General features: G+C 69.6%; 11 protein-coding genes. 3 read left to right on the forward strand and 8 right to left on the reverse strand.

Features of this window, described 5'->3' with window-relative positions; all coding sequences use genetic code 11:
- From RN729_RS03655 to ppsA, 7 genes are all read right to left on the reverse strand, one after another.
- The coding region (locus RN729_RS03655; RefSeq protein ID WP_310782323.1) for an ankyrin repeat domain-containing protein at positions 1–1,861 on the reverse strand (1,861 nt) is incomplete at its 3' end.
- Between the two features lie 2 nt (positions 1,862–1,863).
- Entirely contained in the window at positions 1,864–3,300 is a 1,437-nt protein-coding gene (locus RN729_RS03660) for a DUF1552 domain-containing protein (protein WP_310782324.1), read from the reverse strand.
- A gap of 47 nt (positions 3,301–3,347) precedes the next feature.
- Positions 3,348–5,861, reverse strand: coding sequence for a DUF1592 domain-containing protein (locus RN729_RS03665; protein WP_310782325.1), 2,514 nt, complete (start codon positions 5,859–5,861; stop codon positions 3,348–3,350).
- Between the two features lie 128 nt (positions 5,862–5,989).
- A complete protein-coding gene (locus RN729_RS03670; protein ID WP_310782326.1) occupies positions 5,990–7,435 on the reverse strand; it encodes an alpha-hydroxy acid oxidase in 1,446 nt (481 codons plus the stop codon).
- Positions 7,432–8,844 carry an aldo/keto reductase gene (locus RN729_RS03675; protein ID WP_310782327.1) on the reverse strand — a complete coding sequence of 471 codons (1,413 nt, stop codon included), beginning with the start codon at positions 8,842–8,844 and terminating at the stop codon, positions 7,432–7,434. Before RN729_RS03675 ends, RN729_RS03670 begins: the two co-directional genes overlap by 4 nt.
- A 43-nt stretch (positions 8,845–8,887) precedes the next feature.
- Positions 8,888–10,429, reverse strand: a complete 1,542-nt coding sequence (locus tag RN729_RS03680; RefSeq protein ID WP_310782328.1) for an APC family permease — start codon at positions 10,427–10,429, stop codon at positions 8,888–8,890.
- The gene (gene ppsA, locus RN729_RS03685) at positions 10,399–12,783 is read right to left on the reverse strand and encodes a phosphoenolpyruvate synthase (protein WP_310782329.1); all 2,385 of its coding nucleotides are present in this window, start codon (positions 12,781–12,783) and stop codon (positions 10,399–10,401) included. The genes RN729_RS03680 and ppsA overlap by 31 nt, the downstream gene beginning before the upstream one ends.
- 53 nt (positions 12,784–12,836) lie before the next feature.
- Here ppsA and RN729_RS03690 point away from each other — a divergent pair, with 53 nt between their 5' ends.
- The 3 genes from RN729_RS03690 to RN729_RS03700 all read left to right on the forward strand — a co-directional run bounded on the left by RN729_RS03690 (position 12,837) and on the right by RN729_RS03700 (position 17,650).
- Positions 12,837–13,673, forward strand: a complete 837-nt coding sequence (locus tag RN729_RS03690) for a pyruvate, water dikinase regulatory protein (RefSeq protein ID WP_310782330.1) — start codon at positions 12,837–12,839, stop codon at positions 13,671–13,673.
- Positions 13,674–13,699: 26 nt separating this feature from the next.
- Complete coding sequence (locus tag RN729_RS03695) at positions 13,700–17,119, forward strand: amidohydrolase family protein (protein WP_310782331.1); 3,420 nt, start codon at positions 13,700–13,702, stop codon at positions 17,117–17,119.
- 132 nt (positions 17,120–17,251) lie between these two features.
- Positions 17,252–17,650 (forward strand): hypothetical protein, encoded by a 399-nt coding sequence (locus tag RN729_RS03700; RefSeq protein ID WP_310782332.1) that lies wholly within the window; start codon positions 17,252–17,254, stop codon positions 17,648–17,650.
- A 19-nt stretch (positions 17,651–17,669) separates the two neighbouring features.
- On the opposite strand, the gene RN729_RS03705 is transcribed toward RN729_RS03700, so the two are convergent.
- Positions 17,670–18,569: a creatininase family protein gene (locus RN729_RS03705; RefSeq protein ID WP_310782333.1), complete on the reverse strand. Its 900-nt coding sequence runs from the start codon at positions 18,567–18,569 to the stop codon at positions 17,670–17,672.
- Positions 18,570–18,592: the final 23 nt, after the last annotated feature.

Consider the following 18,592-nt stretch of genomic DNA (forward strand, 5'->3'; position numbering starts at 1 on the left):
CCCCCACTTCGACGAGATAGAGGATCATCTCGTTGTCGCCGCGCGAGGCGGCGTTGTGCAGCGCCGTGTAGCCGTTGTGGTCGCGGACGTTCACGTCCGCGCCCAGTTCCTCTACGAGGTACTTCACGGCAGGTATCCAGCCTTCGGGCGTATGGCGGTGCGCGTTGCCCGCGAACCCCTCGCCGTACCCGACGCCGGAGGCCGCGTGGATCGGCATTACGCCCGGTCCGCCCGGGGGCACGGGCGGCAACCCCGAGGCGTCCGGCGCGTTCGCCCGCGCCCGGTCCGCCGCTTCGGCGGCCTCGATCAGCTTGGCCCTCACGTCTTCCGTGAGGTTGTCGAGATCCTTGTCGGGGAACTCCTCCTGCTCCTCCTCCGGCAACTGCTCCCGAATGTCCTGGAGCAGCTTGAGGCGCTCCTCCTGTGGGAGTTCGGCGTACGATGAGTCGCGCAGCGCGTTCAGCGCCTGTTGCCGCAGAAATTCGTCCGGGGAGAGACGCTGGCGCCGGGGGGGCGCCTTGGTCGGGATGTTCGGGTCGGCCCCGTACTCGACGAGGAGCTTCATCGCCTCGACGTCCGTCGCGTAGGCGGCACGCCAGAAGGCGGTGGCGCCGTTCGTGTCGACGAGACCGCAGTTCCGGTTGCCGCAGCCGGTGTAGACCATGTACCACGGATGCCGCGTGATCCGGTGGTTGGGGTCCGCGCCCGCATCGAGCAGCGCGCGCGCCACCTCCAGGTAGTTCGCGCTCTGGAGCGGGCGCTCCTGCGGTTGCGGGAACCGCGTGCGCGGCTGCCAGCGGGCGTTGATGACGGCCCACAGCGGCGAGACACCGTTGAGTTCGGCGGCGATGTTCGGGTCCGCACCCCGCTCGAGGAGCATGAGCACGAGGTCGAACTGGCCGTTGATCGCGGCCATCACGAGCGGGCTCGTCCCGTCCGCCGCGCTCACCACGTCGATGTCCGCTCCTCCGTCGAGGAGGGCGACGGTCGACTCCACGTACCCCTGCCGCACCGCGTGCAGGAGCGGCGTGAGGCCGCCGATCTTCTCGACCGGGGGCAGGAAGAGACGGCTGAAGTCGCTCTCGTCCTCTTCTTCCTCCTCCTCCTCGGGGAGGCCTTCGGCATACGCCTCGCGGCCTGCCCGCACGGCGGCCTGAAGCTCGCCGGGCGTCGGGGTGCGCGCCTCATCTCCCTCTCCGGTGAAGGCCTCGAGCACCTCCGTCTCACGCTGCCGCGCCAGGCGGTCCAGCTTTTCCTGCTCGATGATATCGATGACGAGCGACGTGACGTCGGGGTCCGCGCCGCCCTCCAGGAGCGCGCGGATCGCGTCGGCCCGGTTTCCGGCCGCGGCGAACGTGAGCGGCGTCTGGCCCCACTCCGTCTCGACCGCGTCGGGATCCGCGCCCGCGTCGAGCAGCACCCGGATCGCGTCGGGGTCGCCGGACGCCGCGGCGAGATGGAGCGGCGTGGCGCCGCTGTTCGCGGTCAGGGCCATCGCGTCCGAACCCGCCGCGACCAAGCTGCCGAGAATCTCCGCCGAGCCCCGGCGCGCCGCGAGGTGGAGCGGCGTGTACTGCCCGATCCGCGTGACGGCCGCCACGTCGGCCCCGGCGTAGATGAGCATGTCGGCGAGTTCCGCGTCGCCCCTGTCGGCGGCCCAGTGCAGGGCGGTCATGCCGTCTCCCTGCGCCGCGTTGACGTCGAGCCCCTGCCGCAGGAGTTCGCGCACCGTCTCGACTTCGCCGCGCATGGCGGCGTCGGCGACGGGCGAATCGGGCGGCGAATGGGGCGGCGTCCCCGCCGAGACGAGGACGGCCGCGCAGAGGACCGCGAAGGCGTGCCGGAGCCTGCCCGCCCGCACGTTCAGGTCCCCGCGTCCGTCGCGACCGGGTCGGCCTGGTTGAGCGACATCGGGCCGGTACTGTCGCCGAACTCGTGCATGTCGTCGACGCCGAGGCCGTGCAGGACGGACAGCATGGCGTTCGCCATCGGCGTCCCGTCGGGCGCCTTGATGTGCAGGTCGCCCTCGAGCATCCCGTTGCCGTGTCCGAGCAGGAAGAGCGGCGCCCGGCGGTGGTTGTGCAGGTTCGCATCGGCCATCGGCGACCCCCACAGCACCACGCTCTGGTCGAGCAGGCTCGACTCGCCGTGCATCGTGTTCTTCAGCTTGTCGATCAGGTACGGGAGCTGACCCACGCGGAACTGGTTGATCCTGTTGAACTCCAGCACCGCCTCCTCCCGGTTCCCGTGGTGGGAGGCCGGGTGGAAGGGCCGGTCCGACTCGCTGTCGGGGAAGACACGGTTCTGCGCGTCGCGCCCCGTCTTGAAGGAGATAACGCGCGTCATGTCGGTCTCGAGGGCGAGCACCTGGATGTCGAACAGCATCTGCATGTGCTCGGTGAACGAATCCGGCACGCCGGCCGGCGCCTCCGGCAGGGCGCGCTCCTCGCCGCTTGAGTTCCGCCCCTCGACCATCTGAATCCGGCGCTCGAGCTCGCGGACGTTCGTCAGGTACTGGTCCATGCGGCGCGCGTCTTCCGCGCCGAGGGTGCGCTGCACGGAGGAGACCTCGCCCGAGATCCAGTCGAGGATGCTGCGCCGCGTGGCCCGCCGCGCTGCCCGCTCCGCCTCGGTACCGCCGGCGCCGAACAGGAGGTCGAAGGCGACCCGCGGATCGCGGATCATGGGCAGCGGTTCCGTCGGCGACGCCCAACTCAGCGAGTCGGTGTACGCGCACGAGTAGTTGTACGTGCAGCCGCCCGCCTGGTCGAGGTTCTCGATGCAGAACTGCATCGACGGCATCGGCGTCTCCTGGCCGAAGCGCTGCGCATAGATCTGATCCATCGAGGTTCCGCAGAAGATGTCGGACCCCTGCGTCTGCTTCGGGTGCGCCTGCGTGAGGAACACGGCGCTCGACCGGAAGTGGTCCCCGCCGATCTCGGGCGGCGTGAACGCCTCGGCGTTCCGCACATCCGTGTTGCTGATGATCGTCAGGTGCTCGCGGTACGGCCGCAGCGAGACGAGCGCGCTGTCATCGATGATCTCGAAGTCGCGTCCCGCCTTCTCCGGCGCGAAGAGAAACTTCGTCGCGCCGTGCTCGCGGTTGCACCCCGCGAGGCCGTGCACCTCCTCGATCGCGATGAGCCGGGTCCCCGTCCCCTCGGTCAGGCTCTTCGCGCTCGTCGATCCCCACAGACGGCCCGCCGGGACCATCGCATCGAGGAACGGCAGGGCGAGCGTGGCCCCGACCCCACGAATGAAGGTCCTGCGAGGCAGGTGCTGTCCGGTGATGAATTCCATGTTCTCCCTCTCGGAACGTCGGACCGTCGCCCGTCCGCACGGGCCGTCTAGCGGCGGTCTTCGGAAACCTCCTCGGAAACTTCCTCTTCTACCGCCGTCGCGGGCATGGCCCGCTTCATCCTGAAGGCGTCGCCGTTCACAACGCCCATGATCAGCGACGAAAGCTTGTAGTCGTCCTCTTCCGCATCCTCCACGACCGACCGGATCCAGGGCTGGTCGTAGTACTCCACGCGGCGGCCGAGCGCGTACGCGGCCAGGTTCTCCGTGAAGTTCCGGAGCAGCGGCAGCGGGCGCGTGAGGAGCGCATCGACGAGTTCAGGCGGCGTCTGAACCGCCGTCCCATCGTAGAAATCGCCACGCGTGTCGAGCGGCATCCCGTTCTCCCGCAGGCGCCACTTCCCGGTCACGTCGAAGTTGTCCAGCGCGAGGCCGATCGGGTCCATGAACCGGTGGCAGGAGCGACACGCCGGACTCGCCCGGTGCATCTCCATCCGCTCGCGCGTCGTGAGCAGCCGTCCGTCCATCGACTCTTCCGTCTCATCCAGGTCCGGCACCCCCGGCGGGGGCGGCGGGGGCGGCGTCCCCAGCAGGACCTCCATCACCCACTTGCCCCGCAGCACCGGCGATGTGCGGTTGGCCAGCGAGGTTAGGACGAGGACGCTGCCGTGGCCCAGGATCCCGACACGCTCGTCGCCGGGATAACTCACGCGCTGGAAGTCGCGCCCGGCCACACCGTCGAACCCGTAGTGATGGGCTAGGCGTTCGTTCACGAACGTGTAGTCCGCCCGGAAGAAATCGAGCACGCTCCGGCCCTCGCGGATGAGGCTCTGGAAGAGGAGTTCGGTCTCCCGCTTCATGGCGTCCGCGAGGTTCTCGTCGAAGTTCGGGTAGAAGTTGGGGTCGGGGCGGACCTTGTAGAGATCCTGCAGCCGCAGCCACTGCGACACGAAGCGCGAACTCAGCGCCTCGGAGCGGGGGTCGGCGAGCATGCGGCGCGCCTGCCGCTCCAGTTCGCCGGTATCGGACAGCCGCCCTTCGACCGCCGCAGTCCGCAGTTCCTCGTCGGGCGGAAGGCCCCAGAGGAAGAACGAGAGCCGCGACGCGAGATCGATGTCCTCCAGCGCGTAGGCCTCTCCGCTCCTGACGCCTTCGGGCTCGCGCTCGAGCCGGAGGACGAAGAAGGGGCTCGCGAGGATGGCCTCGAGAGCCATGCGCACGCCGACCTCGAACCCGCCCTGCTCGACGCCCATGTCGTAGAACGTCATCAGGCCGTCGACCTCGCTCGGTTCGAGCGGGCGGCGGTAGGCGCTGCGCGCCAGGTCGGTCAGGATGCCGCGGGCGCAGGGCCGCTCCTCGTCCGACGACGTGGGACGGCAGGTGAAGATGCGCTTGCGGATCGGCGACTCCGACACGCCGGTCGGGTTGTACGGCCCGCCGACGATGAGATCCTGCAGGTGCGGCAGCGTCGTGACGCCGCCCCCGCCCGAACCGCCGCCGGCGTTGGACCACGCGTGCGGCCGGATCAGATCCTCGTACGGCCCCTCCTGCTTCCGGATGAAGGCGGCGGACACGCGGTGCTGGCCGGCGCGGACGAAGACCGGTTCCGAGCCGACGGGCGTGAAGCCGCGGTCATCCGCCCCACCGCCGCGCCGCGTGTAGTGGAGGAGCGCGACCCGCTCGCCGTCGATCGAGATGTCGACGTCCTCCATGCGGGAGTTCGCGCCGGAGGTGAAGACGAGCGAGAAGGTGTATTCGCCATCGGCCGGGAACGTGTGCTCCACGACCATCCCGCCGCGCGTCCCGAATGGGGCCCCTTCCACGTGGTCCCACGGGTGCTGCGAGACGTACTGGGAGTTCTTGTACGTCGTATTGACGGCGGGAGCGTTGCGGTCGCCCACCGCCATGCGGCTGATCTCCGCCGCCCCGTTCAAGTAGGCGTCGAGGAGCGTCGGCGAGAGCGCCTGTACGTCCGCGATGTTGTCGAAGTTGGCGCTCATCTGGTCGTTGGGGAGCCACTTCCCGGCGTCGACCTCGAGGCCCAGCAGGTCGCGGATCGCCCGCTCGTACTCGGGGCGGTTGAGCCGCTGGAAGGTGCGGCCGCCCGGGTTCGGGTCCAGGGCCGCCGCGTCGTCGACGATGGTCTCGAGCGTCTCGACGAGTTCGAGGAGTTCCTCTTCCGCCGGACGGCGCACCCCGGGCGGCGGCATCATGCCGGCGCGCAGCTTGCGGATCATCTTTTCGGCGGTCTCGGCCTCTTCGTCCGCGGCGTCCACATCGAACGGTTCGAGGTCGAGGTTGCCCGCAAACCGGCGACTGTTGTGGCAGTTGGTGCAGACGCCCTGGACGATGTCGTTCGGCCCCGCCATGACGGGGGCGGCCGTCGCCGGAGACGGGGACGGGGCGGGCGTGTGGACGAACTCGGCGACCGAACCGACGCCGGGCTGGCCGGCGGCCCCCTCCACGGCCGCGGCGGACGCGACCCGGCCTTCCTGCGCCGAGAGGCTCGCGGGGACCGCGAGAACCAGCGCCAGGGCCGCGCCGACCGTGCGGATCGCCATCATTCTGTACGCTTCCTGTCCGGGCATTGAAACCGCTTTTTTCAACCGGTTCGCACTCGGCGCATTAAAAGATGTATCCGCATAACACGCTAAGCACGGAACCCGCTGTGTGGCAAGCGGCGGGAGCCCATTCAGGAGTCTCGCCAGCGCACCGATTCGGGGGTGATCTCGTCCACGGTTCGGGCGCCCAGGAGCGCCATCGTGCGCCGGAATCCGTCGTCGAACCACTTGAGGACGAGGTCCACGCCCCGCTCGCCGCCGGCTCCCAGCGCGTAGAAGTAGGCGCGGCCCGCCAGACAGGCCCTCGCCCCGAGCGCGACGGCCTTCGCGATGTCGCTGCCGCGGCGGACCCCGCCGTCGATGAAAACATCGAGCCGGTCCCCGACCGAATCCGCGACCGGCTGCAGCAACTCCAGCGTCGGGGGCGCATCGTCGAGTTGTCGTCCGCCGTGGTTCGAGATCACGATCCCCTCGACGCCCGCCTCCGCCGCCAGGGCAGCGTCTTCGACCGTCTGGATACCCTTGATGACGATGGGACCATCCCAGATCGAGCGCAGCCAGTCGACATCATCCCAGGCCAGCTTCGGATCGAATTGCCGGTTCACGTATTGTGCGAGACCCATGGCGTCGACGCCCCCCGCCCCGCCCGCCGTATCCCGGCTCACGGCGCTCGAGAAGACGATCGGTTCGGAGGTGAGGAAGTCCCACGTCCAGCCGGGTTTCCGGATCCCGTCGACGACCGTGTCGAGGCCGAGCTGCGGGGGGAGCGTGAACCCAAGCCGGACATCGCGCTCGCGCCGCCCGAGCACCGCGACATCGACCGTGAGCAGGAGCGCCTCGTAGCCGGACTCGCGGGCCCGCTCGACGAGTTCCGCGACCAGGCCGCGGTCCTTCCACACGTAGACCTGGAACCAGCGGGGACCGGAACTGACGGCGGCCACCTCTTCGATCGAGCGGGTGCCGAGGGTCGAGAGGCTGTAGGTGAGCCCCGCGCGCGCCGCGGCCCGGGCCACGGCGAGTTCGCCCTCCGAATCCGCGATGCGGCTGAACCCGGTGGGGGCGAGGATGAGCGGCAGCGGGTGGCGCCGGCCGAGGACCGTCACACCGGGATCCACGTTCGTCACATCCCGCAGGACGCGGGGCCGGAACTCCAGCCGGTGGAAGGCGTTGCAGTTCCGCGCCTGGGTGCGTTCGTCCTCCGCCGCGCCGTCGATGTAGCCGAACACTCCGCGCGGGAGCCGGCGCCGGGCGACCTCCCGAAGATCCTCGACGCTTGCGCAGCGGCCCAGCCGGCGCGCGACGGGGTTTAACTCGAGCTTCCTGAAGCGGACGACGGAGCGCAGCGTCCTCAGCACCGAGACCTCCGAAACTCCGAACGCTGCGGCAAAGAGCGTCCCGCCGGCGAAGCCGAGGATCGCGAGCACGGGGGGCCAGATGTCCACGAGGGACGCCATGGGGAGCCCCCTGGGCAGCGTGTCGGCGAGGACTTCGATCAGCGCGCCGACGAGGGCCCCGGCCAGCGCCCAGATCAGGGCGACCCGGGCGATCCCGCGGATGTGTCTGCGCCTCTTCGTCATGTCTGCCTCCCGACATGGGCCTCGGCTTCGATCTCGACCCGGTATCCTGACCCGATGAGACCCGCCTGGACCAGCGTGTTGGCGGGGCGGATGCCGCCGAAGCGTTGACCGTGCGCCCGGGCCACGGGCTCCCAGTCCGCCAGTTCCGGCACGAAGATCCGGGTCCGGACCACGTCCTCGAGGCGTCCTCCCAGCGCTTCGATCGCCCCCTCGATCTTGTCGATGATGAAGTGGGTCTGCGAGGCGGGGTCGTCCCCACCGACCAGGCGGTCCCCGTGCGTGGCCGTCGTCCCGGAGACCGCGATGCGGTCGCCCGTCCGTACCGCCCGGCTGTAGCCGGCGAGATCCTCCCACACCGTGCCGGAATCCACCCGCATACGGCCGCCGCTCCCGGTGCGGACGGGATACGGCGACGGAAACTCGTCCAGGTGATGGCTGAGGTCGCCCGCCGCGGTCAGATAGGGCGGTCGCCGATATTCATCCCCGCAGTCTCCGGGAATGGGATCCAGCGGTCTGCTCGCTGCCGCCAGCGTTTTTCGGTCTGCGGCGTCGAGCTTCAGCGACGAGAGCTGCAGGTTGTCGGCGATGTGCTCGCGGTGCCCCAGCCGGGCGCCAATGATCACGCCCGCCACCGCGGGCCGGTCGAGGATCGCGCGCGCCGCGACGTTCGCCATCGACACGCCATGCTTCATCGCCACCGCCCGGACCGCCGCGAGCAGCACCTGAAGGCGGCCCCAGCCGCCCGCCGCCTCGACGAAGCGGCGGTACTTCATCTCGGACCACGTCTTCACGCCGTCCGGCCCCGGGTCCTCCACATCGAGCCAGCGCCCGGTGAGCAGGCCGCCCGCCAGCGTTCCGTAGGCGAGGAGCTGGACGCCGTGCCGGAGACAGACCTCCGTCATCGCGCCGGCGGCGCGTCCGTCGAGGAGGGAGTACGAGACCTGGTTCGAGGCCACGTCGATGCCCGTGTGGCACGCCATGTCGAGGTGGACGGCGTCGAAGTTGGTGAGGCCGAGGTGCCGGATCAGGCCTTCGTCCTTCAGTTCCTGGAGCGCGAACAGGCGGTCGAGCCAACTTGGATCCGCGTAGCGCCAGGCGTGGAACTGAAGGAGGTCGATCGCGTCCGCACGGAGCCGGTCGAGAGACCGCTCCACGGCTTCGCGCACGGTCGCGGGCGTGTGCGGACCGGGCGCGGGCGTCCACTTGGTGAGGAGCTGCATGTCTCCGTCGCGATGCGGGGCCCGGGACGCACACGCACCGGCGATCTCCTCGGCCGAACCGTAGTGGTCCGCCATGTCGAACGTCGTGAAGCCGGCCGCCGTGTAGGCGTCCATCGCGGCCGCGGCGGCCTCGACGTCGGTCGGACCCTCGCGTTCCAGGTCGGCGACCTGCCACAGTCCGGTCAGCACCCGCGAGATCTCCAGGCCGGGAGCCAGTTCCCGGCGCTCCGGCCTACTCAGGAGGCAACTCGCGGAAGAGGCGGTCGATGTCCGCGCCGGAGGCCCGCAGCGTTCGCATCCTCCGGATGTAGATGAGCGATCCCAGCGCCATGACGACGGTCCAGAGCAGCGTGGAGCTGAAGTACCACGCCGCGAAGCCCTCCGCGAGGTCCTTCCACGTGTGCGTCACGAGAAACGTCCCCAGCAGCACGATTCCCGCCACGCACACGAACGTTCGCACGGCCGGGCCGCGCAGCACGCGGAAGTTCGCGGCGATCTCGGGGTTCCGCCGCGGGAGAACGAGCACGGAGACGCACATGAGGAGGAAGTTGACGAGCATCGACGTAACCATGATGTCGACGCCGAGGAAGAAGTCCCCCGCCCATTCGCTGCCGACGATCGCGACGGAGGCCAGCGCGGTCGAGAGAAGGATCGCGGCGTGCGGCGTGCGGTGCGTCGGGTGTACCCGGGCGAGGCCCGACGGAAAGATCCCGTCCTCGGCCCACGCGAAGACGAGGCGCGAGACGGAGAGGATCATCGCCGGCAGGTCGTTGATGAGGGCGATCGCAGCCCCCGCCACGATGAGCACCGTCCACCCCGGCGGGAGCACGTAGCCGAGGAGTCCGGGGGCGGTGAGGTCCTGTTCCTGCGCCCGCGCCCACACGAATTCCCACGGAACCGTGTGATAGACGGCGGCCGTGAAGAGCAGGTAGTACGCGCCCACGATGAAGACCGCGAGGCCGATCGCGAGGGGGAGCGCGCGGTTGGGATTCCGTGCCTCGCCGCCCGCCTGCGCGATCGCGTCGAAGCCGACGAAGCTGGCGAAGAGGAGGGCGGAAGCGGCGAGAAAGCCGGCCGGGTCGAGCGGCGGGGGCGCGGCCGCCGGCACCTCCACGCCTTCTCTCGCGAGCAGCGCCGCGGCGAAGTCGCCCTGGTCGAACGAGAATCCGGCCACGATGACGATCGCGCCGAGCGCGAACATGACGACCATGAGCGGCAGCACGGTGCGTTCGTAGGCCCTGAGGCCGCGCAGGTTCACCCACGCGAACGTCCACAGCATCGCGAGGGCCAGCCCCACCCGGACCGGGCCCGTGTCGAGCGCGCCGGCCACCCCCTCCATGCCGAGGGCGCCCGCGATGTCCCGCAGGAACGGGACGATGAGATAGGAGACGACCCCGATGACGATGGAGAGGCCGAACCACTGCGAGAAGCTCGCCACGAAGCCCCAGTACGGACCGAGCGCCCGACTCGCGAAGACGTAGCTCCCGCCGGCGCGCGGCATGGCGGAAGCGAGGATCGCGTAGGCGAGCCCCGCGATGACGGCCGGCAAGGCGCCGAACGCGAACGCCGGCAGTACGTTCTCCGCGATCCCCGGCACGTTCCGCTGGATCATGACGGGAACCACGTTGATCCCCGCGCCCAGCATCGAGCAGATTCCCGTTGCCGCCAGCCCCCACAGTCCGAGTTGGCGCGCGAGTCCCGTTCCGCCGGCCCCCGGGGCCCCCGCGCCTCCGTCCAGCGTCGTCAGACTTCCTCCCCCGCGAGGAACATCCACGTCTCGACGGCGGTGTCCGGGTTGAGCGACATGCTCTCGATCCCCTCCTCCACGAGCCAGCGCGCCAGATCGGGGTGGTCCGACGGTCCCTGCCCGCAGATGCCGATGTACTTGCCCGCCGTCGCGCAGGCGCGGATCGCCATCGAGAGCGTCGCCTTCACCGCCGCGTCGCGCTCGTCGAAGATGTCGGCGATGAGCCCGGAGTCGCGGTCGAGGCCGAGGGTGAGCTGCGTCATGTCGTTCGACCCGATCGACATCCCGTCGAAGTGCTCGAGGAACTCGTCCGCGAGCAGGGCGTTCGAGGGAAGCTCGCACATCATGATGAGCCGCAGACCGTCCTTCCCGCGGGCGAGGCCGTTCTCCGCCAGGAGGTCGACGACGGCCCGCGCCTCGGCCACGGTGCGGACGAAGGGGACCATCACCCACACGTTGTCCAGTCCGATCCGGCCGCGGACACGCCGCAGCGCCCGGCATTCGAGTTCGAAGGCGGGGCGAAAACTCTCCGAGACGTAGCGGGACGCGCCGCGGAAGCCGAGCATCGGGTTCTCCTCGTGGGGCTCGTAGCGGCGGCCGCCGATGAGGTCCGCGTATTCGTTCGACTTGAAGTCGGACAGGCGCACGATGACCGGCTCGGGGGCAAAGGCCGCGGCGATCGTGGCGATCCCCTCGGTCAGCTTCTCGACGTAGAACTCGACCGGATCCGCGTAGCCGGCGTGCTGGAAGCGGATCTCCCGCTGGAGTTCGTCCGGCAGGCTTTCGAAGTCGAGCAGGGCCTGCGGATGGACGCCGATCATGCGGTTGATGATGAACTCGAGCCGGGCGAGGCCGACCCCGGAGTTGGGGATGGAGGCGAAATCGAACGCGCGGTCGGGGTTCCCCACGTTGAGCATGACCTTGAGCGGGATCTCCGGCATGGCGCCGAGCCGGATCTCTCCCTCCTCGAAGTCGAGCAGCCCTTCGTAGACGTAGCCCGCGTCGCCCTCGGCGCAGGACACCGTCACCTCGTCGGCGTCAGCAAGCTCCGTCGTCGCATCGCCGCAGCCCACTACCGCGGGGATGCCGAGTTCCCGCGCGATGATCGCCGCGTGGCAGGTGCGGCCGCCGCGATTCGTGACGATGGCGGCGGACTGCTTCATCATCGGTTCCCAGTCCGGGTCCGTCATGTCCGTGACGAGCACATCGCCGCGCCGGAAGCGCGCGATCTCCGAGGCGGACTCGATGACGCGCGCCGGACCGCCCCCGATCCGGCCGCCGATGCTGCGCCCCTCGGCGAGCACCCGGCCCCGCTCCTTGAGTGTGAAGCGGGAGATGACGCCGCCGGCGCGACTCTGCACGGTTTCCGGGCGCGCCTGCAGGATCCGCAACGCACCGTCGATGCCGTCCCGGGCCCACTCGATGTCCATGGGACGGCCGTAGTGGTCCTCGATGAGGAGCGCCTGGCGGGCGAGTTCGTGCACCTCATCGTCCGTCAGCGAGAAACGGAGCCGCTCCTCGGCGGGAACGTCGACCGTCCTGACGGAGGCGGCCGCGGAATCCGAGTCCGCGTACACGAGCTTGATCGCCTTCCCCCCCAGGTTCCGACGCAGGATCGCGTGGCGCCCGGCGCGCAGCGCGGGCTTGTAGACGTAGAACTCGTCCGGGTTCACGCCCCCCTGCACGACGGTTTCTCCCAGACCGTACGCGCTCGTGATGAACACGACGTCCCGGAACCCCGACTCGGTATCCAGCGTGAACATCACCCCGCTCGACCCCTTGTCCGCGCGCACCATGCGCTGGACGCCGACGGAGAGCGCAACGTCGCGATGCGCGAACCCGTGGTGGACGCGGTAGGCGATCGCGCGGTCGGTGAAGAGCGAACCGTAGACCTCGTGGACCGCCGCGAGGACCGCCTCCACGCCCCGGACGTTGAGCAGCGTGTCCTGCTGTCCCGCGAAGGAGGCTTCCGGGAGGTCCTCGGCTGTGGCGGAGGAGCGCACGGCGACGGAAACGTCGCCCGGGGCGCTGCCGCCAGCGCCGAGTTCGCTGTAGGCCGTCTCGATCCGGGCGGCGAGTCCCGGCGAAAGCGGCGTATCGGCGATCCAGCCCCGTATTTCGTGGCCTGCGCGGGCCAGCGCCCCCAGATCCTCGACGTCCAGGGCATCGAGCGAAGCGTGGATGCGCGCTCCCAGTTCGCCCGCAAGGAAATCGCGGTAGGCCCGGGCCGTGATCGCGAAGCCGCCCGGGACATCCACCCCCGCGGCCGAGAGATGGGAGATCATCTCGCCGAGAGATGCGTTCTTTCCCCCGACCGATTCGAGATCGGCGAGTCCGATCGACTCGAATGGCGCGATATACGAGGCTGAATGCGCGGGCAAGGCGGCTCCGGGCGGTTGTCTCAAGCCAATCGAAGCGGGAGAATCAGCGTACGATGACCCAGCGAACGGTTTTCTTCGTTTCCGACCACTCGGGCGTCACGGCCGAGACCCTCGGCCACAGCCTGATCGCGCAGTTCGACGCCCTCGACTTCACGAAAATCACCGTACCATTCGTCTCCACCGTCGACAAGGCGAAACGGGCTGCCAGGAACATCAACACCACGGCGCGCGTGCAGGGGTCGCCGCCCATCGTCTTCAGCACCCTCGTGAAGGAGGACGTGCGCGACACCGTGCGTGAGATCGTGGAGGAGACCGACGCCCTCTTCCTGGATTTCTTCGACTCCTTTCTCGATCCGCTCGAGAAGGAATTCGGCCACAAGTCGCAGCACGCCATGGGCGTGTCCCACGGAATCCAGAACTACCGGGAATACGACCGCCGCATCGAGGCGATGAACTTCGCGCTGTCCCACGATGACGGCTCGAACCCGCAGGGATACGACCGGGCCGACCTCGTGCTGATCGGCGTGTCGCGATCGGGGAAGACCCCGACCTGCCTTTATCTCGCCCTCCAGTACGGCGTGTTCGCCGCGAACTATCCCCTCACGGGAAGCGATCTGGAGGAGCGGAGGGTCCCGTCCGTCCTCTCCCCGCACCGCGACAAGATCTACGGGCTCACGATCGAGCCCCAGCGCCTCGGGGAGTTGCGGAGCGCGCGCGGCATCGGCCGGCGCTACGCCTCGCCCCGCCAGGTGAGTTTCGAGATCCGCCAGGCTCAGTCGCTGTTCGAACGCCTCGACATCCCCTTCATCGACGCCACGCGCTGCTCGATCGAGGAACTGGCCAGCCGGATCCTCGACGCGACCCGCCTCGAACGGCGCACGACATCATGATTCACTCTCCGACCGGAGGTCCCGCCATGTGTGATTCCCGCACCGATTCGGCTCTCGGCGCCCGACCGGCACCTGCCGGCCCCCGTTTGGCTCCCGCCGGCGTCTCGACGCTGCTCGGTCTCGCGCTCGCCGCGCCCGGGGCCGCCGCGCTCCCGCAGGAGGGTGACGCGGCCCAGGCGTGGGATGTGACCGCGCCGCTCGGCGCGACGCGGGAGGTCGATTTCACGACGGACGAGGGGACGTGGATGTCGATCGACCTCGAGCCGGGGGGGCAGTGGCTCGTGTTCGACCTGCTCGGGCACATCTACCGGCTTCCCGTTGAAGGAGGCGAAGCGGAGGTCCTCACGCAGAACACCGGCGTGGCCGTGAACTACCACCCGGCCCTGTCGCCCGACGGGGCCACGATCGCCTTCATCTCCGACCGCGGGGGCCAGAGCAACCTGTGGCTGATGGACGCGGACGGCTCGGACCCACGTCCCGTGTTCGAGGACCAGGGGCTGCGCGCATGGGAGCCCGCCTGGAGTCCCGATGGCCGCTTCATCGCGGTGCGGCGGGCTTCGACGCGGCGGGGCGGGGGCGGTCCGGCGCCGGGCATCTGGATGTACGCGAAGGACGGCGGCGGGGGCGTGCAACTCGTCGGCTCGGACTATTCCGGCGCCCAGTGGCCTTCGTTCTCGCCCGACGGAGGGTCGCTCTACTTCCACTTCCGGGCCGCGCCTCCGGGGCTGGGGTCCGGCCGGCTGGACATGACACAGGGCCACAAGCAGATCCGGCGCCTCGACCTCGAGACGGGACGGGTCGACGAGATCACCTCCGGCATCACGGTCCAGCAGGGGCAGACGTCGAGCGGCGGGGCGATCGCGCCGGAACCGTCTCCGGACGGGCGCTGGCTCGCCTTCGCACGCCGCATCCCGGACGGGACGATCTCTCACGACGGGCACCGCTTCGGGCCCCGCACCGCGCTCTGGCTGCGCGAGCTGGAGACGGGGGCCGAGCGCGTCCTCATGGACCCGATCGAGGTGGACATGGCGGAGGGGATGAAGGTGTCCCGCGACCTGCCCGGGTACAGCTGGGCTTCGGACTCGCGCTCGCTCGTGGTCTCGGCGGGCGGGAAGATCCGCCGCGTGGACCTCGACGGCGCCGTCGCGACGATCCCCTTCACCGCCCGCGTGCAGCGGACGATCTCGGAGATGGCGGGCCGCCCGCAGATGGCGCTCGGCGAGACGTTCCGGGTGAAGTTCCCGCGCTGGACCGCCTCCTCGCCGGACGGGAGCCGGCTCGCCTTCCAGGCGGTGGGGCGGGTGTGGATCATGGACCTGCCGGACGGGACGCCGCGGAGGCTCACGCCGGATTCGTTCCAGCCGTTCGAGATGGCGCCCGCGTGGTCGCCGGACGGGCGCTCGATCGCCTTCACGAGCTGGGCGGACGCCGCCCAGGGACAGGTGTGGCGGGTGCCGGCGGACGGCGGCGAACCACGGCAGCTCACGACGCGGGCGGCGGAATACCTCAACACCGTGTGGAGTCCTGACGGCGGGGACATCGTCGTCACGCGGGGGTCGGGTGCGACGACTCGCGGCCGGACCGTGGCGAGCAACCAGTTCTTCGACTTCGTGCGCGTGCCGGCGGAGGGCGGCGACGCGACGCTGATCGCGAAGGTGGCGCGGCCCTACACCGGCGGGCGTCCGCTCATGCCGCGGCGGCCCGTCGCGCAGGCGTCGTTCGGACCCGACGGGCGGCTCTTCTATCCTGAGACACTGGGGCCCGGCGACGGCGAGCCGGCGGGGACGGAGATCGCCTCCATCCGCCTCGACGGGAGCGACCGCCGCGTCCACTTCACGCTGCCGGACGCGGACGAGGCGGCGGTGTCGCCGGACGGGGCGTGGCTCGCCTTCCAGGAGGGCGACAATGTGTACCGGATGCCGTTCCCATACGGCGGGACGGGATCCAACATCGTCCGCATCGCCAAGCGCAACGGCCAGCTCCCGGTCACGCAGGTCAGCTTCGAGGGCGGGATCCATCCCCGCTGGCGCGACGCGAACACGCTCGAGTTCGTGAGCGGCCCGCGCTACTACATGCACGACCCGAACAGCGGCGAGACGGTCGAAACGCCGATCGACCTCGAACTCCCGCGCCACATCGCCCGCGGCAGCGTCGCCTTCACCGGCGCCCGCATCATCACGGCCGAGGACGACCAGGTCATCGAGGGCGGCGACATCGTCGTTCGGGACGGCCGCCTCGCCTGCATCGGCGAGTGCGACACCGCCGGGGCGGATCGCGTGATCGACGCGGCCGGCACGACGATCATGCCCGGCCTCATCGACATGCACGCGCACCATCACCGCGACCATGTGGGCGTGATCCCGCAGCGCAACTGGGAATCCGCGATCTACATGGCGTACGGGGTCACGACGACGCTCGACAACTCGCAGTGGTCGTCGAACGTCTTCCCCGCCGCCGAACTCGTCGAGGCGGGCGCCATGATCGGCCCGCGCACCTATAGCACCGGGGACCCGGTCTATTCCGGCGACGGTGCGCGCCAGAACGAGATCTCGAGCTACGAGTTGGCGGACCAGAACGTCGCGCGCCTCGCCTCCTGGGGCGCGGTGATGATCAAGGAGTACCTGCAGCCGCGCCGCGACCAGCGGCAGTGGGTCACCGACGCGGCGCGCGTGCGCGGCCTGCGCGTGACCGCCGAGGGCGGCGATATCGAGTACAACATGGGCATGATCATGGACGGCCACACCGGCTGGGAGCACCCGCTGAGCTACGTGCCGCTGTACGACGACGTCGCGAAGTTCTTCGGGCAGGCCGACGCCGTATACTCCCCCACCTTCATCGTCGGCGGTCCCGGCGCCTGGAACGAGGAGTACTTCTACCAGACCGACGACGTGTGGAAGGACGAGAAGCTGCGCCGCTGGCTCCCGTGGCGGATGCTCATCCCCTCCACCCGGCGCCGCATGATGCGCCCGGAGACGGACTACAGCTTCCCCCTCATCGCGCGCGGCCTCGGCGACATCATCGAGGAGGGCGGCTGGGGCGCGATCGGTTCGCACGGCCAGCTGCACGGCCTCGGGTCCCACTACGAGGTGTGGATGGCCGCGGCGGGCACGGACGAGATGACGGGAATCGAGGTCGGCACGATCCACGGCGCCCACTTCCTGGGCCTGGCGCACGAGACCGGATCGCTCGCCGAGGGCAAGCTGGCGGACTTCATCGTCCTCAACTCGAACCCGCTCGACGACATCCGGAACACGGCGGACATCCGACTCGTGGTCAAGGACGGGATCGTGTACGACGCGGACACGCTCGACGAGGTGTGGCCCGACCCGAGACCGTTCGGCGAGTACTACTGGGTGGACGAAGACGCGCTCATGAGCGACGACCGCTCCACCGACTACTGGGACCGTCGGAGGGAGGGCGGCGGCGGTCCCGATCCCCGGAACTGACATTGTGACAGGGTGCTAGCTGGACGCGGACGTCAGTTGATCCCAGGTTGAGGGTTATCGGGAACCTGGACACGGAAGGCTGCGGTCCAGAGAGCTGCAGCACGTGATTCGGTTCCGGAGGAGGCAGGCGTAATGGGAGCGGAACTCATCGGGATTCTGAGCGTGGGCGCGGCGCTGGCCGCGCTCATCCTCGGCGTTTCGCACAGGCACCGCGACGACATGAAGGGAATGCGCGGCGAGATCCACGGGCTTCGCGACGAGGTGCGCGGCGAGATCCACGGGCTTCGCGACGAGGTGCGCGGCGAGATCCACGGGCTTCGCGACGAGGTGCGCGGCGAGATCCACGGGCTTCGCGGAGAGATGCAGGGGATGCGCGCGGAGCTTCGAGAGGAGATTCAGGGTGTGCGGAGCGAAGTGAACGACCTCCGCGGAGAAGTACACGAGTTCCGCGTGGAGATCACGGATCGGGTGGCACGGATCGAGGCGAAGGTGTTCAACGGCGCGGCGGCCGAACCGGGCAACGCGGCGTGATCGCAGCGGCCGGGTTCCGTCAGTCGTTGCCGGCGATCGAGCGGCGGATGGCGCGGGCGGTGATCCCGGCCCGGTAGTCGACGAGGCGCCGTCCGTTCTCGATCGTCCGTTCCACCGGTGAGAGATCGACGCCGTTGATCGAGAGGAGGCCCGCTTCGAGCCGCTGATCCGCGCGGATCGTGTTCGGATCGACCGTCGCCATTATGGATGAATAGTGATAGTCGTCGTGGTACTCGTTGCGGGTGGCGACGCACTCGTCCGGCTGCTGGAATATTCCCAGTTCCTCCTTCAGATAGTCGCAACTGTAGATGTCTTCCGTATAGTATTCCGGGATGAAATGGACGCGTGCCGGTCTGTCCGCCCAGGCCGCGTTGAGGGCGGCGGCCACGTTCTCCATCCCGCTCACGTTCCCTCCGCTGTCCCCGATGAGGACAAGATCCTCGAACCCGTGCACGGCGAGGCTGCCCAGGACGTCCGTGAGCATGGCCTCGAACGTCTCCTGCCGGACGCTGATCGTGGCATGGTAGCGCATGTGTCCGGACGGCGGATCGATGTTCCCCTCCGGCACGAGCTTGATGACCGGGGCGACGAGCGCGTTCCCCAGTTCGCGCGCGATCGCCTCCGCCGTGGCCCGCAGCACGAAGTTGTGCTTGCCGCTGGCCAGGTAGGGGCCGTTCTGCTCGATGCCGCCGGTGCCGATGATCGCCGTCGTCATCCCCTCGGCGAGCGCGTCGCGCACCTCCATCCACGTCATCTCTTCGATCCACACCGTGTCGAGCCGGTCGATCGGGCGCGGAGCGTCGAGATCCTGAGCGTGGAGCGGAGCGGCGGCGACGACCGCGAGAGCGAACAGCCCGCACGCGGCGAGTCGGCGGGCGCGGCGCGAGGGCGGCGTGCGAGGCGGGGCTTGGCTTGTCACGGCGGTCTCCCGGGATCGAGGCT

It is taken from the genome of Candidatus Palauibacter polyketidifaciens (genome assembly GCF_947581785.1).
GTDB lineage: Bacteria > Gemmatimonadota > Gemmatimonadetes > Palauibacterales > Palauibacteraceae > Palauibacter > Palauibacter polyketidifaciens.